This is a genomic window from Nonomuraea sp. NPDC050536 (assembly GCF_044457685.1).
GTDB lineage: Bacteria > Actinomycetota > Actinomycetes > Streptosporangiales > Streptosporangiaceae > Nonomuraea.
Genome location: NZ_JBITHD010000001.1, coordinates 917829 through 944603 on the forward strand (window position 1 = coordinate 917829; position 26775 = coordinate 944603).

The following is a 26775-nucleotide window of genomic DNA, read 5'->3' on the forward strand; positions in this document are numbered from 1 at the left end:
CAAGATTTGGTCAAGATTTATCACCCGGCACTGGGCTCATTCCGCCTGAAAGCGGGCACAACAACTGCATTGGTCCGTATCGCGGAGGTAAGCCCTGGTGATAAAGACGCGGGCTTGTGCTGCCGTCCTGGCGGCATTCTTTGCGCTGTCCGCGTGCGGGCAGCCCACCTACACCTATGTCAAGGACAACGGCGGGACCACCTACTTCAAGGTCCCCTCCTCCTACACCCGGCTGGACGCCGATCCGCTGGAAGCCCTGCTGAGCGGCAACAACCCGGAGTCGGCGGCGGCGCAGGAACGCAAACAGCGGGTCTGGTCGACGGCGTTCGACCAGTCGACTCAGCCACAGGTGCTGCACCTGTTCGGCTCCAACGACGCGTTCGTCTACGCGGCCGTGCACAAGCTGACGGACGAGGAGCGCGACTCCATGTCCCTCAACCAGATGCGCGACTTCATCCTGCCGGTGACGGCGCAGACGCGCTCGATGTACCTGAGCCAGTTCACCGGGACCGGGCGCCAGCCGCTGTTCACGAACTTCGAGTCCCTGGGCGACAAGATGGTCCAGCTCGACAAGGGCGCCCGGGGAGTGCGGACGCGCTTCAACTACGAGATCGGCGGTCAGGTCCAGACCTTCGACCAGACGGCCATCCTGGACGAGAAGGGTGCCACCGTCTCGATCCTGCTCTTCCGCTGCCAGTCGCAGTGCTTCCAGGCGCGGAGCGCGGAATTCGAAAAGATCATTGATTCCTTCAAGCTGCTCCGGCTGCCCGGATGAGGGAGCACCTTTGACCACCACAGCTCACCACGAGGGGCTGCGAGCCCCCGGCAGCGGGCCCTCCGATCCCGAAGCCGTCACCAGGAAGAAGATGCAGCTCTGGGATCGCAGCAAGTTCCTGCTGGCGATCGTGCTGGCCTTCTTGGTACTGACCTGGAAGGTGATGGCCGACTTCGCGGGGGTCGTTCCCTTCACCGAGGCCATGCAGGCCATCGCGCGTGCCTACCCGTGGATCTTCTGGCTGCTCGGCGCGGAAGTCATCCGGCAGTTGCACTTCTTCATCAGCGAGCGCTGGTCCGGCTACCACCGGTTCTGGAGCCAGAAGGTCTTCGGCGGGTTCGAGCGCTGGACGCACCGCAGGTTCGACGACTGGACCAGGTACCGCATCTCGCGGGCCATCAAAGTGCTGTTCTTCGTCACGCTGCTGGCGCTGGTGCTGGGGGCGGTCAGCGGGGACAACCCGTTCGTGGCGCTGTTCACGGTGCCCTCGCTCGTCGTCCAGGCGCTGCCGTTCCTGGTGCAGATCGTCTTCCTGTTCTTCGTGGTCATCATCCAGTTCGTCGGCCTGTTCTGGTTCCTGTCCAGGGGCGGCGTGGAGACGTACTTCCCCGACGACATCAAGACCCGCTTCGCCGACGTATGGGGACAGGACCACGTGGTCGAGCGCGTCAGGGAGAACATCGTCTTCCTCGAGCGGCCGGGCGAGATCGAGCAGCGCGGCGGCTACGTCCCCAGCGGCCTGCTGCTGTGGGGACCGCCGGGCACCGGCAAGACGCTGATGGCCGAGGCCGTGGCCGGTGAGACCGGCAAGCCGTACGTGTTCGTCGACCCGGGCGCGTTCACCAACATGTTCATGGGCGTCGGCATCATGAAGGTGAAGGCGCTGTTCAGGAAGCTGCGCAAGCTGGCGCTGCGCTACGGCGGCGTGATCGTCTTCTTCGACGAGGCCGACTCGCTCGGCAAGCGCGGCCGCCTGGCCCAGCAGGGCCCGCCCGGGCAGGGCGGCGGCTTCTCCGGCTTCTCGGCCTGCCACGGCATGAGCTACCTGCCGGAGCGGACCCGCTCCCTGATCGCGTACGGTGACCGGCCGCAGGAGCCGACGAAGGAGCGCTTCTTCATGGGCGGCGGGATGAACGGCAGTGGCGATCCCGGCACGCTGCAGGCGCTGCTCACGGAGCTGTCGGGTCTGAAGAAGCCGCGAGGGTTCTTCAACCGGCTGGTGCGCAGGCTCCTGGGCATGCGGCCCAAGCCGCCGCCCAAGTACCGCATCCTGGTCATGATGGCCACCAACCGGCCCGACGCGCTGGACGAGGCGCTGCTGCGGCCGGGCCGCATCGACCGCATCTACAAGGTCGGCTACCCGTCCAAGGCCGGCCGGATGCGCACCTACCAGGGCTACTTCGACAAGGTCGATCACGCGCTCACCGAGGAGCAGATCGACCGCCTGGCCACGATCACGCCGTACGCCACGGGTGCCACGATCAAGGATCTGGTCAACGAGTCGCTCATCACCGCGATCCGCGACGGGCGCGAGGTCATCACCTGGTCCGACGTGCTGCGGGCCAAGCGGCTCAAGCAACTGGGCCCGTCGGAGGACGTGGAGTACATCGAGCGGGAACGGCACGCGGTGGCCGTCCATGAGGCCTGCCACGCCGTGGTGGCCTACCGGACCCGCTTCCACCTGGAGATCGACATCGCCACGATCGAGAAGGGCGCCGACTACCTGGGCATGGTCGCCTCGATCAAGCCCGAGGACCAGTTCACCATGTGGAAGTCGGAGCACGAGGCCGACATCATGGTCTCGCTCGCCTCGCTGGCGGGGGAGCGGATGTTCTTCGGCGACGACAACTCCTCCGGCGTCTCCGGCGACCTGCACTCGGCCACCTACCTCACGGCCCTGATGGAGGCCTACTGGGGCATGGGCTCCGGTGTGACCTCGCTGCCCGCGCTGCAGGAGCTGGAGATCATGGGCGGCAAGTCGCTGCCCAAGCCCGGCGAGGAGCAGGGCAAGGACAAGCCGCGCGCCGGCCTGACGCCGCACGTGCTGGGCGAGCGCATCGAGTTCAACCTGGTGCGGCTGCTGGAGAAGACCGGCAAGCTGCTGGAGGAGCACCGCAGGGACGTGCTGTGCGTGGCGCACGCCCTGGAGACGCACAAGACACTCAACGGCGACGACGTCGTGGCGATCATCGAACAGACCCACGGCCCCATGATCGACGGCACGTTCTACGCCTCCGAGGAGCTCTACCAGGAGCTGGAGGACTACCACACCGAGGCGGTACGCGCACACAACGAGCACAGCCGGGTGGAGCGCGACCTGCCGGGCGCCGTGATCGAGCCGGAGATCGTCGAGCTGGAGCCCAGCGTGCCCGCCGTGGTGAGCAACGGCAACGGCAACGGCAGCAAGCCGGAGTTCGTCCCGTGGGCGTCGGAGCCGCTGGCCGTACAGGTGGCGCCGCCGCAGGCGATCGCGCAGGACAGCAGGAACGGGCGCGGCGTCTGGGTGGTGCTGGGCAGCCTGCTCGGCCTGATCGCGCTGGCGGCGGTGGCCGGGCTGTTCGTGACCGGCATCGCCACGATCCCGAACGTGGCCTCGCCCGGCTGGCTGCTGGTGCTGTTCGTGATCGTGGTCGCGGTGGTCGTGGGCACCGGGCTCGCGATCGGGGCCGTCAAGGGGGTCAAGGCCGCGCAGGCCAAGGCGGAACGCGAACGCGACCAGGCCCACGCGCGCGCCCAGCTGCTGGCCGCGGCGATGGACCCGGACACGGCCATGCGCCTGCTCGGCTACGACGGCAACGGCTCCGAACCGAGAGGTTAGATCTGGATGTCCAACCGGCCGATCGGCTCGACGAGCTCCTCCTCCTCGTAGGCGAAGTGCGAGGACAGGGTCTCCGACAGCCGGTCGACCTGGGCGCGGACCCGGTCGAGGTGGGCCGGATCGCGGATCAGGTCGACGCAGGCCTCGTCCAGGCGGGTCAGCAGCTCGGCGATGACCTCGTGCTCCTGCTCCAGCTTCTTGATCACGGGTGCGAGCTCGCCGTCGCGCTGGAGCAGCGCGGGGAACATCGCCTCGTCCTCGATCGTGTGGTGCACCGTCACCAGCCGGCAGAACGTCGCGCAGAACGTGCCCAGCGTCCAGTAGTTCTGCCGCATGGTCAGCTGGTTGATCAGCGACCGCAGCGCGCTGCCGTCCAGCGCCCCGGCCGCGACCTGGTCGACCGCGTCGCGCACCTGCCGCAGCTCCTGCCGGTAGCCGTCGTGCACGTCGACCAGGTGCTGCCCGGCCTGCCGCTGCGCCGGGCTGAGCTCGGCCGGATCGTGCTTGGGCGCGTGCGGCCGCCCTCCCTCGTCCAGATCGGTCACCCGTACGGCGGGCCGCTCGGGCCCCCCGGGCACAGTGGTGCCACGCTCGGCCGCCACGGCCCGCCGTACGGCGGGAGCCACCTCCTCGGCGAAGACCCGCAGATCCCGCTCGGCGTCCAGCCCGGGCGCCAGCACGAACCCGCTCATGCCGACCGTGAGCACCAATTCGGTCAGCTGCTCGGCCCACAGGCTCGGCGGCCCGTCGAGGAACCCGTCGCCGGGCAGCGGAGAGAAGCTGCCGCTGATGTTGTAGACCTTGCGGATCTCTGCCGGGTCGCGCCCGATGCGGGCCGCGGCGGCGTCGATCACCTTGGCCTGGCGGGCGACCGCCTCGGGCGGGCTGTAGGCGGAGGACGGCAGCCAGCCGTCGGCCATATAGCCGGTCAGCTCCAGCATCCTGTGCTTGAGCGCGCCCACCCAGATCCCGATCCGGTGCGGCGGGAACGGTCCCGGCTGGGCGCCCTCGAGGCGGTAGTGGGTGCCGCGGAAGGTCACGGGGTCGCCCGGCGTCCACAGCTCGCGCAGCACGGTGATGGCCTCGGCCAGCGCGTCCACCGCCTCGCCCGGCGCCAGCCGCGGCCCGCCCATCGAGGCGACCCCGTCCCAGAACGCGCCCGCCCCCAGGCCCAGCTCGACCCGGCCGCCGCTGAGGATGTCCAGCGAGGCCGCGGCGCGGGCCAGCACGGCGGGCGGCCGGAGCGGCAGGTTGATCACGTCGGGGACGAGCCGGATCCGCTCGGTGCGCTCCGCGACGGCCGACAGCAGCGTCCAGGTGTCCAGGAACGCGGGCTGGTAGGGGTGGTCCTGGATGCCGACCAGGTCGAGCCCGAGCTGCTCGGCCAGCGTGACGTGCCGCATCAGCCGTTCGCGAGCCGCGGCCTCGGGCGTCAGGAACGCCCCGAACCAGAGATCGTCCATTGCAGCAGGATCGCATGGGCCCCTTTTGAGCGTCTAAGGAGGTGTGCACCGTCTCGCCGTAATCGTCGTCCTGGCCGCCCTGCTGACCGGCTGCGCGCAGGAGCGCATCTGCACTGCCATGGGCGCTGTCACGGGAATCGTGGTCACCCTGCAACCGCCGCTCGCCGCCAGCGTGAGCAGGGCGGAGCTGGAGGTGTGCTGGGACGGCCGCTGTCAGCGACCGAAGCTCGAGCTCTTCCCCGCTCAGGCCGCCGCACAACAGACCTGCGCCGGCTCCGCGTGCTCGGCCAAGTCGACCCCGACCGGGGGCAAGCAGGGCATCAGTGAGGTTCCCGGCCTGCCCAAGCGTCCTGTCCAGGTGACCCTGGCCCTGTACGACGAGGCGAGCACGAAGCTGCTCGACGTGACGGTGAAGGTCACGCCGAAGGGCGTCTACCCGAACGGGCCCGAGTGCGGTGAACTCGGGCCGCAGGGCAAGCTCATGGTCGACGGTATCGGCAAGGTAACCTCTCATTAGACATCTCACCTAATAGCGGGAGCCGTCATGGTGGAGGTCGTCCGCATCAACCGCAGGCAGCGCCTGCGCGCCCTGTTCACCTCCCAGCAGGTCCTTGACCGCTTCGGCATGATCAACGACAGGGCCGCCGGGCTGGTGAAGATCGAGGCGGGCCGCACCTCCTACTACGTGGCCTGGGCGCCGGAGCACCTGGAGCGGATCCTCGTCACCCACCAGCACGTCTACGCCAAGTCCGAGCAGTACCGCCTGCTGTCGCTGGTCGTCGGCGACGGCCTGCTCACCAGCGAGGGGGAGCGGTGGGCGGCGCAGCGGCGCCTCATCCAGCCCATGTTCGCCAAGCGCCACCTGGGCCGCTTCGCCGAGCACATGACGGCCGCGATCGCCGACTTCCTGGACGCCCTGCCTGCCCGTCCCGCCGAGCTCGACGCCGCCACCGCGATGAACCGCCTCACGCTCGACGTGGTCGGCCGCGCCCTGTTCGGCACCGAGCTGTCCGCCGAGGCAGCCAGGCTCGGGCCCGTCATGACCACCGGCCTGCGGGCCGGCGTCCGCGTCTCGCGGCTGCAACTCCTGTTCAACCCGCCGCCCTGGCTGCTGGACAAGGCCCCCGCACTGGTACGGCGCGCCCCCGCGTGGACCCCCGGGCTGCGCTGGATCCACGACGTGCTCGACACCACCGACGAGGTCGTGGAGGGCATCATCGACCGGCACCCGGAGGGCTCGGACGACCTGCTCGGCCTGCTGCTCGCGGTCCGCGACCCGGACACGGGCGCGCCGATGGACCGCAGGCTGATCCGCGACGAGCTGATGACGTTCCTGCTGGCCGGGCACGAGACCACCGCCAACGGGCTGGCCTGGCTCTGGTACCTGCTCGCCCTGCATCCGCGGGCGCGCGAGCGCGTATACGCCGAGGTGGACGAGGTGCTCGGCGGCCGCACGCCCACCGCGGACGACGCGGAGAAGCTGGTGTGGACGGCCGCTGCCTTCCAGGAGGCGCTGCGGCTCTACCCGCCCGCCTGGTCGATCGTCAGGAAGACCGTCGAACCCGACACCCTGGACGGCCGGCCGATCCCGGCGGGCACGAACGTGGTCATCCCCGTCTACCTGGCCCACCGCAACCCGCGGCTCTGGCAGGACCCCGAGCGGTTCGACCCCGAGCGGTTCCTGCCGGGCGTCACCCACCCGCGCTTCGCCTACCTGCCCTTCGGCGGCGGGCGGCGGATCTGCGTGGGCGCCGGGTTCGCCGTCATGGAGGCCACCCTGATCATCGCGATGATCGCCCAGCGCTTCCGGCTGGACCTGCGGCCGGGCGCGGAGGTGGTACCCGAGGCGACCGTGACGCTGCGGCCCCGGCACGGCATGCCGATGACCCTGGTCCCGCGGGAAGCGGTCTAACCCGCTTCACGCCCTGTACGCGGGCGAATTGGTCCAATCGGGTTTCTTTACGGCAGGCGCCGCCGAGCCCCACAGTAGGGGCCAGCGATCCGTGAGGAGGCTGTGGTGCACGGAACAACCACGTGAACCGCCACGTCGCCGTCGACGGGGGACAGTCCGCTCTGCGGCTGCGGGTCCTGCCCGAGGGCCGCACGGGCGCCGGCCCCGGGTACGCGCACGCCGGCGGCGTGCCCGCCATCGTCGAGTCCGTACGGCAGGCCGCCTGCTCGGCCGGGCTGCGCGGCCCGGTCGGCGTGGCATGCCTCGGGTTGACCGGGTACCCCGGTACGGTCGAGGGCCTGGCGTCGCTCGCCTCCGGCGTGGCCGAGGTCCTGGGCGCGGCCGAGGTCCGGATATCTCAAGACATGGTGACGGCGCACGCGGGGGCGCTGCCGGACGGGTTCGGCATGGTGCTGGCGGCGGGCACCGGGGTGGTGTGCCTGGCCGTCTCCCGGTCCGGCGCCTTCAGGAAGGTGGACGGCGGCGGCTACCTCTTCGGCGACGCGGGCAGCGCGTTCGCCATCGGCCGCGCCGGGCTCGCCGCCGTCCAGCGCTCCCGCGACGGCCGTGGGCCCCGGACGCTGCTCGCCGCGCCCGGGCTCGACCCCGCCGCGCTGTACGGCTCGCTCACGCTGGTCGACGACGTGGCCCGCTTCGCGCCCCGGGTGTTCGAGGCCGCGGCCGAAGGCGACCCGGTGGCGGCGGGCATCGTCCGCGCCGCCGCGGCCGACCTGGCCGAGACGGTCACCACGGCCGCCCGCTGGCTCGCCACCACCACCCACGCCGAGGCGGCCGTCACCGCGCACGCCGAGCCGGCCACCCCCGCGGATGCCGAGGTCGTGCCCGTCGCCCTCACCGGCGGCCTCTTCACGGCGGGCCAGGCCCTGCTCGACCCCCTCAGAGCCGCCCTGGACACCCCTGTCGAGCTGGTCGCGGCGGCCGGGACTCCGCTGGACGGAGCGGCGCGGCTCGCCACCGGGCCGTCGGGCCCCTACGCCGACCTCATCTCCGTCCACCGCTTCCCCCACCCCAGCCACCCCCGACGAAACCGGAACCGATGACCCCGCATGACCATCCCGCCAGGTCACCAGCCGTGTCCTGCCAAGCCCAGCCGAGCAACTCGCTGCCCGTCCCCGCACACATGGCGCCTATGGCCCAGTCCGCCGTGGTCCGGGCCGCCGTGGTCTGGGTCGCCGTGGTCTGGGTCGTCTCCATCGACTTGCAGCGCCGGATCGGGTCCGGCATGACCGCGGGAGTACTCACGTGAGCGCCGAGGCCTACCTGGCCGCTGCCACCTCGATCGCCGCCCGGGTCGTCGGCACGCAGTTGGAGGCCATCAAGGAGGCGGGCGAGCGGCTCGCCGACGCGCTGTCCTCCGGCAGGCGGCTGTGGGTGTTCGGCACCGGGCACTCGCACCTGCTGGCCGAGGAGCTGTACGCCAGGGCGGGCGGTCTCGCCGACGTGCGGGCCGTACTGGAGCCCGCGCTGATGCTGCACGAGGGCCCGCACAAGAGCTCCGCGCTCGAGCGGCTGACCGGGCTCGCCGAGATCCTGGTCGAGGATCGTGGCATCGCCGCAGGAGACGTGGTGATCGTGGCGTCCAACTCGGGGCGGAACGCCGTTCCCGTCGAGTTCGCCGCGAGCTGCGTGGCGCGGGGCGCCTACGTGATCGCGGTGACCTCGCTCGCGCACACCCGGTCCGTGCCGTCTCGCGCGCCCAGCGGGCACAAGCTCGCCGATGTGGCCTCCCTCGTGATCGACAACTGCGGCGTGCCGGGCGACCCGCCCTACGGCGCCACCTCGACCATCACCGGGACGCTCATCGTGCAGGCGATCGCCTGCGAGGCCGTGTCGCGGATGGCCGCGCCGCGCGTACTGAGGAGCTTCAACGTCGACAGCTGAAGGAGGTGCGGCCGATGTCCGGCCTGCTGCTGGCCGCCGCGTCGCTCGACGTCACGCCCCCTGCCGGTCACCCGCTCGACGGGTACGCCGCCCGTGAGGGCGTCGCCGACGGCGCCGCCGATCCGCTGCGTGCCACGGTCGTCTGGCTGAGTACGGCCGGCGATCCCGGCGTGGCGTGGTTGTGCCTGGACGCCGTCGCGGTGTCTGCGGACCTGGCGCGCCGGCTGGCCGGGGCCGTGCCGGGAGTGCCTGACGAGCGGGTGGTGGTGTGCGCCTCGCACACCCACTCGGGTCCGTCGGGGTGGTCGGGGACGATCCATCCCTTCCTGCCCGCCGTACGGTCTCCCGAACTGGTCGAGGCGCTGGTCGCGGCCGTCGAGGGCGTGGCGCTCGAGCGGCGGCCCGTGCGGGGGCTGTGGTGTTCACCTGACGCGCCCGGCGTGGGCGCCAACCGGCACCGCCCCGACGGGCCGCACGACACCTCCGCCGGGGTGCTCGCGCTCCACGGTCCCGAGGGGATCGAGGCGCTGCTCGTCGACTACGCCTGCCATCCCACGGTGCTCGGCCCGGACAACCTGTCCTGGTCGGCCGACTGGCCGGGCGCCGCCCGCCGCTCGCTGCCCGGCGTCGTCGGCTTCCTGCAGGGCGCCGCCGGCGACGTCAGCCCCCGTTTCGTACGGCGAGGCCGCGACGCCACCGAAGCCACCCGCCTGGGCGACCTCCTGGCCACCCCCATCCTGCGAGCCCTACCCACCGCCCAACCACTCCCTGCCCTGGCCCCCAGGACCAGACAGGACCCCGTGCCACCGCCCACCGCCCGGCCGCTCTCCAATCCGGACCCGAGGAGCAGGCAAGACACGGTGGCGTTGCCCGCCGTGCGGCCAGTCTCTGATCCGGGCTCGAGGATCGGGCAAGGCGCGGTGGCGTTGCCCGCCGTGCCGTTCTCTGATTCTGGGCCGAGGATCAGGCGGGGCAGCGTGGCGTTGCCTGTGCGGGGCCTTCCCGGGCGGGGTGAGGTCGAGGTGAGGCTGGCGGAGGTGCGGGAGGCGGTGGGGCGGGACCCGTGCGACCGGGTGGCGCAGTCGCTGGTCGAGGGGGCGCGCGGGCTGGCCGCCCTGGGCGATGCCGCGCTGCCTTCGGTGATGGAGCTGCCGATCAGCGTGGTGCGGCTGGGCGGGATCGCGTGGGCGCACGTGCCCGTCGAGCTGTTCACGACGCTCGCCGTGCAGATCAAGGAACGCAGCCCGTTCCCCGTGACGCGGGTCGTCGGCTACACCGACGGCTACTTCGGATATGTCGCTGATGCCACCGCGCATGCCGAGGGCGGCTACGAGGCGCTCATGAGCTACTTCGAGGCCGCCACCGGTGACCTGCTGGTCGAGGCCGTTCTCGATCTCCTGCGGAGGGAATTCGACCACGCACGGTGACTCGGCCCTCCCCGGCCACGTTCACGGAGGGGCGTGACGGCGGGGGAGCGTCGGTGATCTCGGCCAGCAGCCGCTCACGCCCGAGGACGCCAACGGTGTGGTCGATCGTGGTACGACGAGCGGGCTCGCGGCAAGTCGAAGCGTTCGGCGGACTACTCCTTCGAGGTCCTGCGGTGACCGCCCGCAACGCGAACATCCGGATCCACACGAAGGTCGCCGGTGCGATCCTGCGTAAGGACTTCCGCGCCGTCGCCGAGGCCGTACGCGAGGTCGCCGCCCTCGACGGCGGGGGGCGCTGAAACGGAAGAACCGTAGCGGCGAACATCGTCAGACGTCCCAGGAGCCCGAATAACAGCAGGTCAGAGACTGGTTCGTTGGATTTCCGCGGCTATGAGGATCCCTGATGCGGTGTCGTGTCAGCACGGCAACGTCCCGATGTCAGCGCGGTCGGTGATGGTGGGCGCCATGGGATGTTCAGCGATTGCGGCCGCACTCGTGGTCGCCGGTGCTCCCGCCGCGTCGGGCGACGGCGAAGCCGGAGGTCGAAATCTCCCGCGGGCTGCGACCTTGGTTTGCACCTCGGCTATTCAGTGTTGCTATGTACCAGTAGTCAGTGGTACTTTGTACTGGTAGTCAGCAACATTGAATAGCCGAAAGGGGGTGTGCCATGGGCAAGCAGGCGACGGAGATGCTCAAGGGCGTGTTGGAGGGCATCGTTCTGGCGATCCTGTCCGGCCGATCCGCCTACGGCTACGAGATCACGGCGTGGCTGCGGGACCAGGGCTTCTCTGACATCGCCGAGGGCACCATCTACGCGCTGCTGGTCAGGATCGAGCAGCGCGGCTTCGTCGACGTGGAGAAGGTCCCGTCGGAGAAGGGGCCGCCGCGCAAGGTGTACTCCCTGAACGCTCAGGGACGGGTGTATCTCGAAGAGTTCTGGAGGACCTGGAGCTTCCTCACGGAACGGCTCGAACAGCTCCGCGAAGGAGGTGAGTAGCCATGGCCACAGGGCCGAGCGAGCAGAAGAGCCGCTACCGGCAGTACCTGGAGATGGTCACCGGGCCGCTCGAGGACAAGAAGCGCTACCGGCTGTACAAGGCGCGCGTGGCGCAGCTTCCGGCGAGCTATCGCACTGCGGTTGAGGCGCTGGATCGGTACATGGGGTATTTCGGGCCGGGGGACGCCGAAAGCCTGCTGGCGATGCTGGATGATCTCGCCGACCTGTTCGAGCAGAGCGCGGCGGACGGAACCCCGGTCCGCGAAATCGTCGGCGAAGACCCGGTGGAGTTCGCCGAGGCGTTTCTGCGCAACTACCCGGGGGGTTCCTGGATCCGCCGGGAGCGGGAACGGCTGACCAAGGCCATCGATCGGGTCGCGGGCGACGAGTCGTGACCAAACAGAGAACGGATATCCGGATGGCAATTCATCAGATTCAGGGGCCCGTGATCCGCGTGCAGGGCCTGGAGAAGTCGTACAAGGAACTGCACGTGCTGCGCGGCGTGGACTTCGAGGTCGCGCGGGGCAGCATCTTCGCCCTGCTCGGCTCCAACGGGGCAGGCAAGACCACGGCGGTGAAAATCCTCTCCACGCTGCTCAAGGCCGACGCGGGTACGGCAAGCGTCCACGGCTTCGACGTCGCCAAGCAGGCGGCGGATGTGCGGGAGTCCATCAGCCTCACCGGGCAGTTCGCGGCCGTCGACGAGATCCTCACCGGGCGGGAGAACCTCGTGCTGGTCGCCCGGTTGCGGCACCTCAGGGATCCGGGCAAGATCGCCGATGACCTGCTCGCCCGTTTCTCGCTGACCGACGCGGGCGCGCGGAAGGTGTCGGCGTATTCGGGTGGCATGCGCCGCCGCCTCGACATCGCGATGAGCCTCATCGGGAATCCGCCGGTCATCTTCCTCGACGAGCCGACAACCGGGCTGGACCCCCAGGCACGCATCGAGGTGTGGCAGGCCGTCAAGGAACTCGCCGGCCAGGGCACGACGGTGCTGCTCACCACGCAGTATCTGGACGAGGCCGAACACCTCGCCGACCGGATCGCGATCCTGCACGAGGGCCGGATCCTCGTGAACGGCACCCTGGCCGAGCTCAAGCAGCTGCTCCCGCCCGCCAAGGTCGAATACATCGAGAAGCAGCCGACCCTCGAGGACGTCTTCCTCACGCTCGTCGGCAGCGACGGCAAGGACGGCGACGCCGGCAAACACCGCACCTCAGTACGGACGAGTAAGGAACAACGATGAGCAAGCATTTCTTCGGCGACACCACCGTCCTGCTGGGACGCTCTCTGCGCCACATCACGCGCAGCATGGACACCGTCGTCACGACCGCGATCATGCCGATCGCCATGATGCTGATGTTCGTCTACGTGTTCGGCGGCGCGATCAAGACAGGGTCGGCGTCGTATGTGAACTACATGCTGCCCGGCATCCTGCTCATCACGGTTGCCTCGGGCGTCGCCTACACCGCGTTCCGGCTCTTCACGGACATGAAGAGCGGCATCTTCGAGCGATTCCAATCCATGCCGACCGCGCGCTCGTCCGTGCTGTGGGCACACGTGCTGACCTCGCTCATCGCCAATGTGATCTCGCTCGTGGTCGTCATGCTCGTCGCCCTGCTCATGGGCTTCCGCTCGACGGCGGGCCTGCTGGCCTGGCTCGCGGTCGCCGGCATCCTGATCCTGTTCACCCTGGCGTTGACCTGGATCGCCATCATCCCCGGCCTCACCGCCAAGACCGTCGACGGCGCGAGCGCGTTCTCCTTTCCTCTCATCTTCCTGCCGTTCATCAGCTCGGCGTTCGTGCCCACCAACACCATGCCCGGCCCGGTGCGCTTCTTCGCCGAGCACCAGCCGGTGACCTCCATCGTCAACGCCATCCGCGACCTGTTCACCCAGCAGCCGGTCGGCACCGACATCTGGATCGCCCTGGCCTGGTGCGTCGGCATCCTCATCGTGGCCTACGCCTTCGCCATGAACACCTACCGCCGCAAGATCTCCTAGGGCTGCGGAAGCCGGACAAGCTCGACGCCCGTCCGCGGGTGCCCCCTCGGTACGGCGCCGCGCTCACACCGCAGCCTCGCATTCGAGCCGTACAAGACACGTACTATCGCGAGAAGAGGAACATCCATGACTGACTCCCCCCACACCCTCACGACGATGCCGATGGCGCGACAGGCCGGTTGCCCCTTCGACCCGCCCAAGGAGCTGATCGAGGCCCGCGAGCACGGCCCGATCAGCCGCTTCACCTTCCCCGACGGGCACCAGGGCTGGCTGGTCACCGGCTACGATCTGCTCCGGTCGATCCTGGCCGACTCGCGCTTCAGCTCGCGCAAGGAGCTCATGCGCCATCATCCGCTGGTCGACTTCGGCGAGATCGAGGTCCCCCCGCCGCCGCCCGGAGAGTTCCTGCTGATGGACGATCCGCAGCACAGCCGCTACCGCAAACCGCTGGTGGGCAAGTTCACCGTACGGCGGATGCGGCTGCTCACCGAGCGCGTCGAGCAGGTCACCGCCGAGCACCTGGACGCCATGGAGAAGGCAGGCCCGCCGGCGGACCTGGTCACCGCGTTCGCCAAGCCCATCCCCGCCATCATCATCTGCGAGCTGCTGGGCGTGCCGTACGAGGACAGGGGCTCCTTCCAGGACAACATCGACAAGTTCCTCGGCGGGGAGGTCAGCGACGAGGAACTGATCGCGGCCTACACCGCGACCCAGCAGTACCTCGCGGAGCTGGTGGCGGCCAAGCGCGCCAACCCCACCGACGACGTGCTCAGCGACCTCCTCGACAGCGATCTGACCGATGAGGAGCTGCGGGGCATGGCCCTGATCCTGCTGTCGGCCGGGTTCGACACCACGGCGAACATGCTGGCGCTGGGCACCTTCGCACTGCTGCAGAACCGCGCGCAGCTGGCCGCGCTGCGCGCCGATCCCGCGCTCACCGACGGGGCCGTGGAGGAGCTGCTGCGGTATCTGAGCGTCGCCAAGCAGTTCGCTCGGGTCGCGCTGGAGGACGTCGAGCTGGGCGGCCAGACCATCAAGGCCGGCTCGACGGTCATCCTGTCGTACGCCACCGCCAACCGCGACCCTGCGCGCTTCCCCGACCCCCACGTGCTCGACCTGCGCAGGCAGGACGGCGGCCACCTGGCCTTCAGCCACGGCATCCACCAGTGCCTGGGCCAGCAACTGGCCCGCGTCGAGCTGCGCGTCGCGCTCCCCGCCCTGCTCAACCGCTTCCCCACCCTGCGCCTGGCTGTCCCGGCTGAAGAAGTGGCCCTGCGCCCGGAGACCGCCGACATCTACGGAGTCAAGAGCCTCCCGGTCACCTGGGACGCCTGATGTTCGCCTGAGCAACCGGGCACCACCCAGTCCATGCACGTGGCTCACCCTGGCCGACGCCCACCGCCGGGCATCGTGCCGTGATCGAACCCGCTGTTCCCGGGCGGGTTCGACCTGGATGACTTGGCCGTCGACACCGCTGTCAGCACCGTGACCTGCCCGGTTGGGCACCAGGTCCCCATCCGGCCGAAACCTGCGGCGCGAGGCGTTCCGCACCGGCTGCCCGCTCCATTCGCGCGCACCACGACGAGCTTGCCGCTGCCCGTCGGCCGACTCGCCGCCACCTTCGCGTGCTCCGCCGGCCGCCGCCGATCTGCCCGGCACGCCCCGCGCTGACAAGCGAAAACCACAGCTCGGTGCCACCACCACGCCACAAATACCGACACACCTGGCAACAGCCGACCCCCGAAGGGATTCACATGTCCAACGCGCGTCGGCGAGGGTTCCTCGCCGCAATCCCACTCGCGACCGCGCTCGTGGTTTCCGGTGCTCCCGTCGCGTCCGCGACGGCGGAGCCGAAGATTGAAATCTCCGGCGGGCTGACGCAGCCCGTCTTCTCCTACCAGGACGCCATCCGTGAGCACGTCCGGGTGGAGTCGTCGGTCGACAGCGATGGCGACGGCAAGAAGGATCTGGTCCGGGTGGACATCATCCGGCCGAAGGAGAGCAGTTCCGGGCTCAAGGTTCCGGTGATCATGCAGGAAAGCCCGTATTACGACAACCCCGGCGTCGGCTTCGAGATTGAACACAAGAAGTATGACGCGAACGGGAACGTGATGAAGTTCCCGATGTATTACGACAACTACTTCGTGCCCCGCGGGTACGCGTTCGTCTCGGTCGACATGATCGGCACCAGGTTGTCCGACGGCTGCCCGACCTCCTACGGCGCCCCCGACGTGCTGGGTGGTAAGGCGGTCGTCGACTGGCTGAACGGCCGGGCGACCGCCTACGACGACAAGGGCGATCCGGTCAAAGCCACCTGGACCACCGGCCGCACCGGGATGATCGGCCACTCGTACGAAGGAGGCCTCGCCGTCGGCGTCGCCGGCACCGGCGTGCAAGGCCTGGACACGATCGTGCCGCTTGCGGCCTTCACCAGCGGATACGAGAACGCGCACGCCAACGGCGTCCTCACCTGGTTCAAGGGCGGGGCGAGGTGGCAGTCCGAGCATGTCGACAAGGATCCGGCGGAGAAGTGTGAGGCTGTACGCCAGCGGATGGACGCCGAATCCGACGACGAGACCGGCAACTACAACGCCTACTGGGACGAACGCAACTACCGGACCGGGCCGATCTCGAAGGCGCGCAACGTCCGCGCCAGCGTCTTCGCGGTGATGGGCATGCAGGACCGCAACGTGGTAGGCAGCCAGTTCTCCGAGTGGTGGGCCAAGCTGCCCCGCAACGTGCAGCGCAAGGCGTGGGTGACGCAGTACGGGCACCTGGACCCGTTCTGGGCCCGCCGCGAGGTGTGGCTCAACACCCTCAACAAGTGGTTCGACCACGAACTGATGGGCATCTCCAACGACATCATGCGCCAGCCACGCGTCGACGTGCAGCTCGGCCCGGACCGCTGGATCACCCAGGCCGACTGGCCGGCACCCGCGGCGCGGACGACGACTCTGCGGCCGCAGCAGGACGGCTCCCTGAGCCGCACGCGGTCGACCGGCACCGGCAGCTACCTCGACATCGCCCAGGCCGAGATCGCGATGGCCGCCGACCCCGCCACCACCAACCCCCACCGGTTGACATTCCTGACCTCGCCGCTGAAGAACGCGATGCGGCTGTCCGGAACGCCGTCGGTGACCCTACGGGTGACGCTGGACAAGCCGACCGCCAACTTGGGTGTGCTGCTCGTCGACTACGGCCAGGACATCCGCATCAACTACCGCGAGACCACCACGACGGCCTCGCAAGGACTCAAGATCATCGGGGGTGAAGACTGCGTCGGCCCGAGCACGGCCGATGACGACGGCTGCTACTTCAGGGCCGGCGACAACACGGCGACCTCCGGCTTCAACGTGGTCACCCGCGGAATCCTGGACGCGCAGAACCACACATCGCTCAGCCGCTCGACACCGCTGACGCCGGGCAAGCCGTACCGGATCACCTGGAAGATGCTGCCGCAGGACTACGAGTTCAAGGCCGGGCACCGGCTGGGCCTGGTGCTGACCGGAACCAACGACGACTTCAACCTCGACGAGACCGGCAACGGCTCCGGGACCGACGTCGAACCCGGCACCGGGGCCAAGGTCACCGTCGACCTGGCCGGCACGTCGATTTCGCTGCCGCTGGTCACCGGCACGTCCATCAGGTAACAGAAAGATCGATCATCCGTACGGTCGCGGCCGCCGTTGGCCGCGACCGTACACACGGGGCCATGTCGCCGTGTGTACGGCCTGACGTTGCTGATCGTGGCGCCCATGGTGCGCGCCCGCGACTCGGTCCTGCTCTGGACCGCGGCGATCTCCTTGGTGCCCGCGACGGCCATGCTGGCCTGGCAGACCGTTCGGGCGCATGCCGCGGCGGCAGGCGGCCACCCGGAGTCGCTGGCGTCGTTGATGAAGGACGACCTAGCCAGCCAGGTGCTCTTCCACCTGGCGTTGTGGGTGGGGAAAGCACCGGGGACGGTCCTGATCGTGATGCCCGGCATCGCGATCGGCATCTGGGCCGCCAGGCGCCGGATCATCGACGACCCCGAGCAGCACGTGGCCCTGCTCCGCCGCGTCACCTTCACCTTCCTCGCGACGGCCGACGTCGGCAGGCTCCCGATGGCGCTGATCTCGGTCGGCGCGTGGACGCCCGGCTCGACCTGGCTGCCCGCGATCGCGCACACGATCACCGGTTACGCCGGCGGCATCGGACTGGCCGCCGCCATCGGGCTGATCGCCGTCAAGATCGGCAGCAACCGTGGCCGCGTCACGACCGCGCTGGTGGCGCTCGGCTGGCGCTCGCTGACCTTCTATCTCTTCCAGTCCGTCGTGCTCGTCGCGCTGTTCTATCCCTTCACGCTGGACCTGGCCGGTGACATGGGCGCCGCCGCCGCACTCGCCATCGGCGTGGGGGTCTGGCTGCTCTCGATCGTGCTGGCCGACTGGATGCGCCGGGTGGGCCATCGGGGCCCCTTCGAGATCGCCCTGCGCCGACTGTCGCGTTGATCTGCATGGTCACCAAGGGGTGTCCGGATGTGGCGAGAAAGGGTCGGAGGGCTTTTCTATAAAGGGGGGATGACGATGTTTTCGGCCGTGGTGACCACCGGGATCTACTGCAGGCCCGGGTGCGGGGCGCGGCCGTTGGCGGAGAACGTGCGGACGTTCGAGATGGCGGCCGCCGCGGAGGCCGCAGGGTTCCGGGCTTGTCTGCGCTGCCGGCCGTACCGGGTGGCCAGTCCGGTGGGGGCCGATGCGCCGGAGCTCGTGTGCCAGGCCGTACAGCTGATCATCGGTGGGGTGCTCGACGAGGGCAACGAGGCGGCGCTGGGGGAGCGGCTGGCCGTGTCGCCGCGGCACCTGCGGCGGTTGTTCCGCGATCATCTGGGCGTGACGCCCGACCAGTTGGCGCGCTCGCGCAGGGCGCACTTCGCGCGGCGGATGCTGGACGACACCGAGCTGAGCGTGGCGGATGTGGCGTTCGCGTCGGGGTTCGGGAGCCTGCGGCAGTTCAACAGGGAGATGCGCGAGGTGTTCTGCGCCTCGCCACGGGAGCTGCGCGGACGCAGGCGGCGTTCCGATCGGCTGGCGGCCGACGGCGGGCTGGCGATGCGGCTGCCGGTCCAGCAGCCCTTCGACTGGGACAAGGTCGTCGCGGGGCTGGCCGAGGGGGCCGTGCCCGGGGTGGAGTCGGTCGAGGGGCGGGTCTACCGGCGCACGATCGGGCTCGACGGCGGGCCAGGGATGCTCGAGGTCCACGCCGGTGGCGAGGACCACCTGGTGCTCAGGGCGCACCTGCCGTACTGGGAGGGGCTGATCCACGTGGTCGAGCGCGTCGGGCTGATGCTGGGGGTCGACGGGCAGGGCGGGCCGGTCAGCTGGGGTCCGTTCGAGGGGACCGTACGGGCCGTCCTCTCCGCTGACGGGGGCTCGACGTGGGCGCGAGAGCAGCTGGGAGCCATAGCCCGAAATTTCGGGCAGCCGGTGCCCGGGTTGACGCACGGCCTCACCCACCTGTTCCCGTCTGCCGAAGCGCTCGCCTCGGCCGACCTCGTCGCGGCCGGACTCCCCGAGCCGACCGCCGACACCATCCGCGCCTGCGCCGCCACCGGCCGCTGGACATGACCCACCCAGGGGGTACGGCATGCCGGGAAGCAGCCCAGGTCTGCCCCGCCGAAGGGCGGGAAGGGCCTGGCGCGCGGGTTGTGCCCAGGACGCGGATGGGCGGGAAGAGACTGGCGCGCCAGGAGGACGGGGTGGCGTCCGTGATGCGGGGAAGGTCTGGCGGGCCGGGAGAATGGGGTGGTGTCCGGGACGGGGGGAAGGTCTGGCGGGCCGGGAGGATGGGGTGTCCGGGGCGTGGGAAGGTCTGACGCGCCCGGGTTGAGGTCGCGTGATGGAGGGTGGGTAGGGACAGGACGGTCGAGGTGGCGGGCAGGGGCGTGGAGAAGTGGATGGGGTGCCTCGTGGGGATGGAGTAGAGGACGGGCTGGTCGCGCAGGCTCGGGGCGGGGACGAGGGGGCGTTCGCGGAGCTGGTGGACCGGCACCGGAGTGAGCTGCGCGTCCACTGCTACCGGATGCTGGGGTCGTTCGAGGAGGCCGAGGATCTGGTGCAGGAGACCCTGCTGCGCGCCTGGAAGGGACTGCCCGCCTTCGAGGGCCGCTCGTCGCTGCGGGCCTGGCTCTACCGGATCGCCACCAACGCCTGCCTCGACGCCCTGGAGACCCGCGAGCGGCGCGTGCTCCCGCACGATCTGGGCCCGCCGGAGACGGAGGGCCCGCGGATGGACATTCCGTGGCTGCAGCCGTACCCGACGGGGAACGACCCGGCGACCGCGGCGGTGAGCAGGGAGACGATCGAGCTGGCGTTCCTGGCCGCGATCCAGCACCTGCCGCCCCGCCAGCGCGCCGTGCTGATCCTGCGTGACGTGCTCGGCTGGCCGTCCAGGCAGACCGCGGAGCTGCTCGACGGCACGCAGGCGTCGGTGAACAGCGCGCTGCAGCGGGCCAGGGCCACGCTCAGGCAACGCCTGCCCGGCCACCGCCTGGACTGGGCGGCCCGCAACCACCCGACCGGCGAGGAGCGCGCCGTGCTGCGCCGCTACATGGACGCGGCTGAGCGCGCCGACCTGGCCGCCATGGCGGACCTGCTCGCCGAAGAGGTCCGCGCGACGATGCCGCCCTACCCGACCTGGTTCCTGGGCAGGGAAGCGGTCCTGGGAAGCCTCAGGGCGAGCTGGGACCCGGCGCACCCCATCGGCCGCTTCACGATGCTTCCCCTGGAGGCCAACCGGCAGCCGGCCGCGGCGGCCTACCTCGACGGGCGCGCCTTCGCGATAGCCGTACTGGGCGTCGAGGGCGGGCGCATCAACGAGCTGACCGCTTTCCATGATGTTCGGGTGTTCGAGGCGTTCGGCCTGCCGATGACTTTTCCGCCGGACGCCCGTCTTGAAGGAGGTCGACCAAGGAGGTAGATCATCATGGCCAAGCTGCTGTATTCGGCCACCATGTCGCTGGACGGCTTCATCGCGGGCCCCGGCGGGGACATGTCCTGGCTGACCGAGCACCTCGGTCCCAACCCGCTCGTGGACGAGCTGGTCCCGCGCATCGGCGCGCTGCTCGTGGGCAACCGCACCTTCCGCGGTGACGATCCGTACAAGGGCGTCCCCGACAAGGAGGGCAAGGCGTTCGGCGGCGGGTGGAGCGGGCCGCAGATCATCCTGACCCACCGGCCCGGCGCCCCTGCCGCGGACCTCACCTACGCGGGGGACCTCGAGACCGCCGTCGCCCTGGCCAAGGCCGCCGCGGGCGAGAAGTACGTGAACGTGCTCGGCGCCGACGTCGCCCGCCAGTGCCTCGAGGCGGCCCTGCTCGACGAGGTCCTCGTGATCGTCGCCCCCGTCATGCTCGGCGACGGCACCCGCCTGCTCGACCGGCCGGGCGGCACCGACGTCAAGCTCGAACGCCTCACCCACGGCGCCGTCCCGCACGCCACCAACCTCTGGTTCCGCGTCCTGTGATGGGTTGACGGGCACGAGCGGGTCGTGATTACCTCTCCACCAACTGGTTGGTGGAGAGGTGGAAGATCGTGGGAGATCGACGGCAGGAGCTGATCGAGGCGGCGTTCCGCTGCCTGGCGGTCAAGGGGTTCGAGGGCCTGCGCCTGAGAGAGGTGGCGCGCGAGGTGGGCATCGACCACTCCACGCTGCATCACCACTTCCCCACCAAAAACGACCTCATCGCCGCGGTCGTGCAGTACACCACCCGGCAGCTGCACGCGCCCGGCACGACCCTCGGCGACTACCTGGACATGCTGGCGGTCGCGATGCGCGAGCAGCCCGAGCTGTTCGTGGTGCTGCGCGAGATCGACCTGCGCTCGCTGCGCGACCCGGAGATCCGCGCCACCGTCGAGCAGGTGGAGGAGGGCTGGCGCGGGGCGCTGGCCATGCGCGTCGCGCCGGAGCACGCCGCGCTGGTCATCGCCGTGGCCAAGGGCCTGACGCTCATCCCCGACGACCCGGCGGTCGTGCTCGCCCACCTCCGCGAACTCATCGAAGGAGCCTGAACCATGCACGTGATCGTGATAGGCGGCGGCATCGGCGGACTCTGCCTGGCCAACGGGCTCAAGCGGGCCGGCGTGAGCGTGGCGGTCTACGAGCGGGACATCACCCCGACCAACCGCAACCAGGGCTACCGCATCCACATCAACACCGAGGGCAGCAGTGCCCTGCACGACTGCCTGAGCCCCGAGGTCTGGGAGCGGTTCGTGGCCACGGCCGGCGACCCGGGCGCGGGGATGGCGTTCATGACCCACCGGCTGGACCTGCTCACGCTGATAGAGGAGGACCTGTTCACCGGCGGGCGCACCGCGCCGGAGGAAGGCCACCACGCGGTCAGCCGCATCACGCTGCGAAACCTGCTCTTGGCCGATATCTCCGAGATCGTGAATTTCGACCGGAAGTTCACCGGCTACGAGACGAAGGACGGGCGCATCACGGCGCGCTTCGCCGACGGATCCACAGCCACGGGCGACGTCCTGATCGGCGCCGACGGAAGCAACTCCCGGGTCAGGGCACAGCTGCTCCCGCAAGCGGGCTACCTGGACACCGGCGCCCTGGCGGTAGGCGGCAAGCTCTACCTCACCCCCGAGACCAAGGCCTGGCTCCCCGAGCGGATCCCGGCCGGGATGAACGTCATCTTCGGCCAGCCGGGCCGCTCCATGTTCACCGCCGTCTTCAAGCGCAGGACCTACGACGCCGGCGAGGGCGACTACGTGCTGTGGTCGCTGGTCGCCCGCCGCGATGCGTATCCGGAAAAGCGCGACGACCTGCGCGAGACGGTCACCCAGATGATCGAGGGCTGGCATCCCGCCCTGGTCCGCATGGTGGCCGACTCCGATCCCGGCGACGTCGAGATGTTCGACTTCCGCACCTCCGCTCCCGTCAAGCCGTGGCCCACGGGGCCGGTCACGCTGCTCGGCGACGCGATCCACGCGATGCTGCCCACCGGCGGCGAGGGCGGCAACACCGCGCTGCGCGACGCCCAGCTGCTCACGGCCAAGCTCGCCGCGGTCGGCAGGGGCCAGGCCGAGCTGCTGACCGCGCTGGGGGAGTACGAGCGCGCCATGATCGAGTACGGCTTCGCCGCCTCGAAGCGGGCGCTGTCCAATGCCAGGATGGGGATTTCGGCTAGCCGGATCAACCGGGCCTTCGCCCGCGCCTTCTTCCGTACGTGCCAGGCCGTACCCCCGCTGAAGAGGCGCATCTTCGGCGAAAGATGGTCTTCGGATTAACACGCTGGTTACATACGGGCAAAAACCGGGAAACGGCCGTCTGGTTTTCTCGGCGTGGCTGGAGAGAACCGCGAAAGGACCGCCGTGAGCTACAAGGCTGAGTACATCTGGATCGACGGCACCGAGCCCACGGCTCTGCTGCGCGCCAAGACGAAGATCCTTGCCGACGGAGCAGAGCCGCCGGTGTGGGGCTTCGACGGATCCAGCACCAACCAGGCCGAGGGTCACTCCTCCGACCGCGTGCTCCGCCCGGTCTTCACCTGCCCGGACCCGGTCCGCGGCGGTGACAACGTCCTGGTCCTGTGCGAGGTCGAGGAGATCGACGGCGAGCCGCACAAGAGCAACACCCGCGCCCTGCTGCGTCCGATCGCCGAGCAGTTCGCCGACCAGGAGTCCTGGTTCGGCATCGAGCAGGAGTACACCTTCTTCAAGGGCAGCCGCCCGCTCGGCTTCCCCGAGGGCGGCTTCCCCGCCCCGCAGGGCCACTACTACTGCGGCGTGGGCGCCGAGGCCGCGTTCGGCCGCGAGATCGTCGAGCTGCACCTCGACCGCTGCATCGCCGCCGGGCTCGCGATCTCCGGCATCAACGCCGAGGTCATGCCCGGCCAGTGGGAGTTCCAGATCGGCCCCGCCGGGCCCGTCGAGGTGTCCGACCACATGTGGGTCGCCCGTTACCTGCTCTACCGGACGGCCGAGGAGTTCGGCGTGGAGGCCACGCTCGACGCCAAGCCCGCCCGCGGCGACTGGAACGGCGCCGGCGCGCACACCAACTTCTCCACCAAGGCCATGCGCGAGGGCTACGACGCCATCATCACCGCCTGCGAGGCGCTCGGTGAGGGCGACAAGCCGATGGAGCACGTCAAGCAGTACGGCGCCGACATCCAGTCCCGCCTGACCGGCGCGCACGAGACCGCCCCGTGGAACAGGTACACCTACGGCGTCTCCGACCGCGGCGCCTCGGTGCGCATCCCGTGGCAGGTCGAGGTGGATCGCAAGGGCTACATCGAGGACCGCCGCCCCAACGCCAACGTCGACCCGTACGTGGTGACCAGGCTGCTGGTCAACACCTGCTGCTCCGCCCTGGAGAAGGCCGGCCAGGTCTGAGCGAGGTTCTGAGAGAACGCGGGCACCCCCGATATGGGGCCCGCGTTCTCTCACGTTCAGGTCAGGCGCGCCTGGTAGACGCGGCGCGCCTCCTCCACCACGGACAGATAGTCCGCGCTGACGCGGTCTCTGATGAGGTCCTCGAGTAACTCCAGCCAGCGCAGGCAGAACGTCACGTCCTCCTCGCGGGCCACCCTGCGCCGCTCCACGTCCAGGTAGACCGGGCTGGTGTGGGCCCGCACCTGGCCGCCGCCCTCGGCCACGGCCACCACGTACGTCGGCCAGTTGACCGTCAGTTCGGCTGCCACTTCCCCGGGCGGGCCCGAGGCCAGCTCACCGTCCGCCGTCAGCAGGCGTACGGTCTCCACGCCGGGACCGATCACCCGGCCCACCACGCTCACTCGGTTGCCCGCCACCTGGTCCAGCGTGGCTCCGGGGACCTCCCCGTCGACCGCGAGTTCCAGGAACGGGCCCGTGGTGGCGAACGTGCGGCCCCGCCGTACCGCCTCGGCGTAGGACTCGGCGGTCAGCGGGCCGCGCACGTGCGCGTAGGTGCGCTCGCGGCCGATCGGGCCGAGCCGTTGCGAGGTGCCGGCGACGGCCGCGATCCTGTTGCCCGCGCCGATCAGGCGCCGGTAGGCCTGCGCCGAGCCGATCGCCGAGGAGAAGCTGTCGACCAGCCCTAGAGCGGCGTCCACCACCGACAGCCGCGCGTCGAAGCCGGGATCGCCCGCCCCGACCAGCTGCTCAGGCGTCTCGACCGGTCCGCGGTAGGCGTTGGCGTAGCCGATCAGCGAGCCCCGCTCGCGGAGCTTGGTCAGCGCGTCGCTCACCGGGCCGAGCGCCTGGTGGGCCAGGCCTACTCTGGCCACGTGGGTCTCGTCGGACCACGGCAGGTCCCGGCCCGTCCAGGTCTCCACGGCCTCGCCGTCGCCGGGCAGCAGGTTGACCACGTGCAGGTCCTCGCCATGCTGGGAGTCGGCCATCCACTGGGTGGGGCGGTTGAAGCGGACGTGCAGGTCGGCGCCGTACCAGCCGCGGGCGGCGGCGTCGTAGATGCGCCGCGGGGCCAGCTCGACGAGCGTCTCGCCGGAGCCGGGCGTCAGGGTCGTCTCGGCCGAGCCGTACTCCATGCCCCTGGTCACCCTGATCGTCAGCCGCTCGCGCGGGACGTGCACGAGCAGGTCGTCGCCGTGGAAGTACGGCAGGCCGTCCAGGTCGCGGGCAGGTGAGGTGCCCTGCGGGAACCAGCCCCTGCCGTCGGCGCTCACCACGCTCCACCGGCACGGGAACCCCGCGCGGAGCCGGATCGCCGCCGTCACCAGTTTCAGATCGTCACGCATCGGCTTCTCCCCGTAATCGAAGGCGCCGTTATCGTGGCACGACCCTCACCCGCCGGGAAGGCCCATGCTTCCCGGCGGAGTGGCTTTCTTACTCCCAGGTGGAAGGATCTAGAGTCGGAAATCCATATCTGGGGTGATGTCGGCGACGTCCATCTGGGCCTTCTGCAGGCGGCCCGAGTGGTCCCAGTTCATCGCCTGCCAGCGGGTGAACTGGTCGAGCACCCACATGCCGGACTGGCGGCTGCCGTTGCCGGACTTGCCGTTGCCGCCGAAGGGCAGATGCGCCTCGGCGCCGGAGGTGGAGTTGTTGACGCTGACCATCCCGGCCGAGATGCCCTCGCGGAAGCGGAAGGCGTTCTTGGGGTCGGTGGTGTAGATCGAGCTGGACAGGCCGTAGCCGGGCAGGTTGGCCAGCTCGATGGCCTCGTCCAGGGTCTGGAAGGAGGCGATGCCCACGATCGGGCCGAACGTCTCCTCCAAGAACAACTGGTCGTCCGGCCTGACCCCGTCCACGACCACCGGGTGGTAGTAGATCCCGCCCTCGCCGGTGAAGTCGTGGTGAGGGTTGTCCGCCGTGATCTTTCCGGTTTCCCCTGACACGACCCGGTGGTGGGGCTGGATCCAGGTCAGGAACTCCTCGTACCGGTCGGCGAACTTCTGGTCGAGCAGCGGACCGGCCAGCACGTCCTGCTCCGGGTCTCCGATCTTGGCGTTGCGCACGGCCCGGGCGAAGCGCTCGACGAACTCCTCGTGGATCGACTCGTGCACGATGACCGTGCCCAGGCTCGTGCAGCGCTGGCCCGCCGTACCGAAGCCGGAGAACAGCGCGCCCTCGACGGCCAGGTCCAGGTCGGCGTCCGGCATGATCACCATCGGGTTCTTGCCGCCCAGCTCCAGGCAGGCCGCCTGCAGGTGGCGGCCGGTCAGCTCGCCGATCTTGCTGCCGACCGCGCTGGAGCCGGTGAAGCCGACCTTCTGCACCGTCCCCTCCGCTAGAGCCTTGTCCAGCCCGGCGAAGGTGTCGGCGCCGTCGGCGAAGACGATGTTGAGCACCCCGTCGGGCAGCCCGGCGGCCACGAACAGCTGGTACATCGCGTGCGCGGAGGCGGCGGCGTACTCGGCGGGCTTCCACACCACCGCGTTGCCGCACAGCAGCGCCGGAACCAGGTACCAGGACGGCACGGCCACCGGGAAGTTGCCCGCGGTGATCACCGCGGCCACCCCGACCGGGTTGCGGAAGGTGAACAGGTTCTTGTCCGGCATCTCCGACGGCACGGTCTGGCCGTACAGCCTGCGCCCCTCGCCCAGGAAGAAGTCGCAGGTGTCGACGATCTCCCTGACCTCGCCGAGCGCCTCCTTGAACGGCTTGCCGATCTCCTCTGTCACCAGATGCGCCAGCGTCTCGGCGTTCGCCTCGACCAGGCGCCCGATCGACGCGATCACCCTGCCGCGGACCGGCGCGGGCACCCTGGCCCACTCGCGCTGGGCCTCCTTGGCGGTACGGCAGGCCGCTGCGAACGTGTCGGCGTCCGCGAGACCGACCCGGGCGACCACCTGGCCGGTGCGCGCGGGATTGACCGACTCGTACGTGCTCGCGGCGGCGGCGTCCTTGCCGCCCATGACCGAAACGATGTGACGGGTCACCGGGGACCTCCTCGTAGTTCCTTCGCCCACACAATCATCTCGCCGCAAGATCTGGAAACCCAGAGCCGTCCC

Annotated in this window: 25 protein-coding genes; 22 read left to right on the forward strand and 3 right to left on the reverse strand. The window is 69.9% G+C overall.

Going from position 1 to position 26775, the window contains the following annotated elements:
* Positions 1-97 precede the first annotated feature (97 nt).
* Both ACIBHX_RS04615 and ACIBHX_RS04620 read left to right on the forward strand, forming a co-directional pair.
* Positions 98-775, forward strand: coding sequence for a hypothetical protein (locus ACIBHX_RS04615; RefSeq protein WP_397064177.1), 678 nt, complete (start codon positions 98-100; stop codon positions 773-775).
* Between the two features lie 10 nt (positions 776-785).
* Positions 786-3593, forward strand: a complete 2808-nt coding sequence (locus ACIBHX_RS04620; protein ID WP_397064179.1) for an AAA family ATPase — start codon at positions 786-788, stop codon at positions 3591-3593.
* Here the strand turns inward: ACIBHX_RS04620 and ACIBHX_RS04625 are convergent.
* Entirely contained in the window at positions 3590-5056 is a 1467-nt protein-coding gene (locus tag ACIBHX_RS04625) for an LLM class flavin-dependent oxidoreductase (RefSeq protein ID WP_397064181.1), read from the reverse strand. The two genes, ACIBHX_RS04620 and ACIBHX_RS04625, sit on opposite strands and share 4 nt — an antisense overlap.
* A gap of 43 nt (positions 5057-5099) precedes the next feature.
* Here ACIBHX_RS04625 and ACIBHX_RS04630 point away from each other — a divergent pair, with 43 nt between their 5' ends.
* From ACIBHX_RS04630 to glnII, 20 genes are all read left to right on the forward strand, one after another.
* Complete coding sequence (locus ACIBHX_RS04630; protein ID WP_397064183.1) at positions 5100-5573, forward strand: hypothetical protein; 474 nt, start codon at positions 5100-5102, stop codon at positions 5571-5573.
* Positions 5574-5600: 27 nt separating this feature from the next.
* Positions 5601-6968, forward strand: a complete 1368-nt coding sequence (locus ACIBHX_RS04635; RefSeq protein ID WP_397064185.1) for a cytochrome P450 — start codon at positions 5601-5603, stop codon at positions 6966-6968.
* Between the two features lie 122 nt (positions 6969-7090).
* Positions 7091-8068, forward strand: a complete 978-nt coding sequence (locus tag ACIBHX_RS04640) for an N-acetylglucosamine kinase (protein ID WP_397064187.1) — start codon at positions 7091-7093, stop codon at positions 8066-8068.
* On the forward strand, positions 8065-8274 hold the full coding sequence (locus ACIBHX_RS04645) for a hypothetical protein (RefSeq protein ID WP_397064188.1): 210 nt from the start codon (positions 8065-8067) through the stop codon (positions 8272-8274). The genes ACIBHX_RS04640 and ACIBHX_RS04645 overlap by 4 nt, the downstream gene beginning before the upstream one ends.
* A complete protein-coding gene (locus tag ACIBHX_RS04650) occupies positions 8271-8909 on the forward strand; it encodes a sugar isomerase domain-containing protein (protein ID WP_397064189.1) in 639 nt (212 codons plus the stop codon). Before ACIBHX_RS04645 ends, ACIBHX_RS04650 begins: the two co-directional genes overlap by 4 nt.
* 14 nt (positions 8910-8923) lie before the next feature.
* The gene (locus ACIBHX_RS04655; RefSeq protein WP_397064191.1) at positions 8924-10336 is read left to right on the forward strand and encodes a hypothetical protein; all 1413 of its coding nucleotides are present in this window, start codon (positions 8924-8926) and stop codon (positions 10334-10336) included.
* A 173-nt stretch (positions 10337-10509) separates the two neighbouring features.
* Positions 10510-10635: a hypothetical protein gene (locus ACIBHX_RS04660; protein ID WP_397064192.1), complete on the forward strand. Its 126-nt coding sequence runs from the start codon at positions 10510-10512 to the stop codon at positions 10633-10635.
* A gap of 368 nt (positions 10636-11003) precedes the next feature.
* Positions 11004-11333 (forward strand): PadR family transcriptional regulator, encoded by a 330-nt coding sequence (locus ACIBHX_RS04665; RefSeq protein WP_397064193.1) that lies wholly within the window; start codon positions 11004-11006, stop codon positions 11331-11333.
* 2 nt (positions 11334-11335) lie between these two features.
* Positions 11336-11728: a DUF1048 domain-containing protein gene (locus ACIBHX_RS04670; RefSeq protein ID WP_397064194.1), complete on the forward strand. Its 393-nt coding sequence runs from the start codon at positions 11336-11338 to the stop codon at positions 11726-11728.
* 23 nt (positions 11729-11751) lie between these two features.
* Entirely contained in the window at positions 11752-12579 is an 828-nt protein-coding gene (locus tag ACIBHX_RS04675; RefSeq protein ID WP_397064196.1) for an ABC transporter ATP-binding protein, read from the forward strand.
* Positions 12576-13337, forward strand: a complete 762-nt coding sequence (locus tag ACIBHX_RS04680) for an ABC transporter permease (protein WP_397064198.1) — start codon at positions 12576-12578, stop codon at positions 13335-13337. Before ACIBHX_RS04675 ends, ACIBHX_RS04680 begins: the two co-directional genes overlap by 4 nt.
* 126 nt (positions 13338-13463) lie before the next feature.
* On the forward strand, positions 13464-14672 hold the full coding sequence (locus ACIBHX_RS04685) for a cytochrome P450 (protein WP_397064200.1): 1209 nt from the start codon (positions 13464-13466) through the stop codon (positions 14670-14672).
* Between the two features lie 419 nt (positions 14673-15091).
* Positions 15092-16987, forward strand: a complete 1896-nt coding sequence (locus ACIBHX_RS04690; RefSeq protein WP_397064202.1) for a CocE/NonD family hydrolase — start codon at positions 15092-15094, stop codon at positions 16985-16987.
* Between the two features lie 72 nt (positions 16988-17059).
* Entirely contained in the window at positions 17060-17827 is a 768-nt protein-coding gene (locus ACIBHX_RS04695) for a DUF418 domain-containing protein (RefSeq protein WP_397064204.1), read from the forward strand.
* 69 nt (positions 17828-17896) lie between these two features.
* Positions 17897-18943 carry a helix-turn-helix domain-containing protein gene (locus ACIBHX_RS04700; RefSeq protein WP_397064205.1) on the forward strand — a complete coding sequence of 349 codons (1047 nt, stop codon included), beginning with the start codon at positions 17897-17899 and terminating at the stop codon, positions 18941-18943.
* Positions 18944-19277: 334 nt separating this feature from the next.
* Positions 19278-20294: a sigma-70 family RNA polymerase sigma factor gene (locus tag ACIBHX_RS04705; protein ID WP_397064207.1), complete on the forward strand. Its 1017-nt coding sequence runs from the start codon at positions 19278-19280 to the stop codon at positions 20292-20294.
* A gap of 6 nt (positions 20295-20300) precedes the next feature.
* On the forward strand, positions 20301-20840 hold the full coding sequence (locus tag ACIBHX_RS04710) for a dihydrofolate reductase family protein (RefSeq protein WP_397064209.1): 540 nt from the start codon (positions 20301-20303) through the stop codon (positions 20838-20840).
* Positions 20841-20908: 68 nt separating this feature from the next.
* A complete protein-coding gene (locus ACIBHX_RS04715) occupies positions 20909-21385 on the forward strand; it encodes a TetR/AcrR family transcriptional regulator (RefSeq protein WP_397064210.1) in 477 nt (158 codons plus the stop codon).
* Positions 21386-21388: 3 nt separating this feature from the next.
* The gene (locus tag ACIBHX_RS04720) at positions 21389-22612 is read left to right on the forward strand and encodes an FAD-dependent oxidoreductase (protein WP_397064212.1); all 1224 of its coding nucleotides are present in this window, start codon (positions 21389-21391) and stop codon (positions 22610-22612) included.
* A gap of 84 nt (positions 22613-22696) precedes the next feature.
* A complete protein-coding gene (gene glnII, locus ACIBHX_RS04725) occupies positions 22697-23716 on the forward strand; it encodes a glutamine synthetase (RefSeq protein WP_397064213.1) in 1020 nt (339 codons plus the stop codon).
* Between the two features lie 56 nt (positions 23717-23772).
* On the opposite strand, the gene ACIBHX_RS04730 is transcribed toward glnII, so the two are convergent.
* Complete coding sequence (locus ACIBHX_RS04730) at positions 23773-25059, reverse strand: CehA/McbA family metallohydrolase (protein ID WP_397064215.1); 1287 nt, start codon at positions 25057-25059, stop codon at positions 23773-23775.
* A gap of 108 nt (positions 25060-25167) precedes the next feature.
* A complete protein-coding gene (locus tag ACIBHX_RS04735; protein WP_397064217.1) occupies positions 25168-26703 on the reverse strand; it encodes an aldehyde dehydrogenase family protein in 1536 nt (511 codons plus the stop codon).
* Positions 26704-26775 lie beyond the last annotated feature (72 nt).

What these genes read in the sequence shown, in the direction of transcription:
- ACIBHX_RS04625 (WP_397064181.1), bottom strand. Translation starts at nt 5,056, where the DNA reads ATGGACGATCTCTGGTTCGGGGCGTTCCTGACGCCCGAGGCCGCGGCT.
- ACIBHX_RS04635 (WP_397064185.1), top strand. Translation starts at nt 5,601, where the DNA reads ATGGTGGAGGTCGTCCGCATCAACCGCAGGCAGCGCCTGCGCGCCCTG.
- ACIBHX_RS04645 (WP_397064188.1), top strand. Translation starts at nt 8,065, where the DNA reads ATGACCCCGCATGACCATCCCGCCAGGTCACCAGCCGTGTCCTGCCAA.
- ACIBHX_RS04655 (WP_397064191.1), top strand. Translation starts at nt 8,924, where the DNA reads ATGTCCGGCCTGCTGCTGGCCGCCGCGTCGCTCGACGTCACGCCCCCT.
- ACIBHX_RS04665 (WP_397064193.1), top strand. Translation starts at nt 11,004, where the DNA reads ATGGGCAAGCAGGCGACGGAGATGCTCAAGGGCGTGTTGGAGGGCATC.
- ACIBHX_RS04670 (WP_397064194.1), top strand. Translation starts at nt 11,336, where the DNA reads ATGGCCACAGGGCCGAGCGAGCAGAAGAGCCGCTACCGGCAGTACCTG.
- ACIBHX_RS04675 (WP_397064196.1), top strand. Translation starts at nt 11,752, where the DNA reads ATGGCAATTCATCAGATTCAGGGGCCCGTGATCCGCGTGCAGGGCCTG.
- ACIBHX_RS04680 (WP_397064198.1), top strand. Translation starts at nt 12,576, where the DNA reads ATGAGCAAGCATTTCTTCGGCGACACCACCGTCCTGCTGGGACGCTCT.
- ACIBHX_RS04685 (WP_397064200.1), top strand. Translation starts at nt 13,464, where the DNA reads ATGACTGACTCCCCCCACACCCTCACGACGATGCCGATGGCGCGACAG.
- ACIBHX_RS04690 (WP_397064202.1), top strand. Translation starts at nt 15,092, where the DNA reads ATGTCCAACGCGCGTCGGCGAGGGTTCCTCGCCGCAATCCCACTCGCG.
- ACIBHX_RS04700 (WP_397064205.1), top strand. Translation starts at nt 17,897, where the DNA reads ATGACGATGTTTTCGGCCGTGGTGACCACCGGGATCTACTGCAGGCCC.
- ACIBHX_RS04710 (WP_397064209.1), top strand. Translation starts at nt 20,301, where the DNA reads ATGGCCAAGCTGCTGTATTCGGCCACCATGTCGCTGGACGGCTTCATC.
- ACIBHX_RS04720 (WP_397064212.1), top strand. Translation starts at nt 21,389, where the DNA reads ATGCACGTGATCGTGATAGGCGGCGGCATCGGCGGACTCTGCCTGGCC.
- ACIBHX_RS04730 (WP_397064215.1), bottom strand. Translation starts at nt 25,059, where the DNA reads ATGCGTGACGATCTGAAACTGGTGACGGCGGCGATCCGGCTCCGCGCG.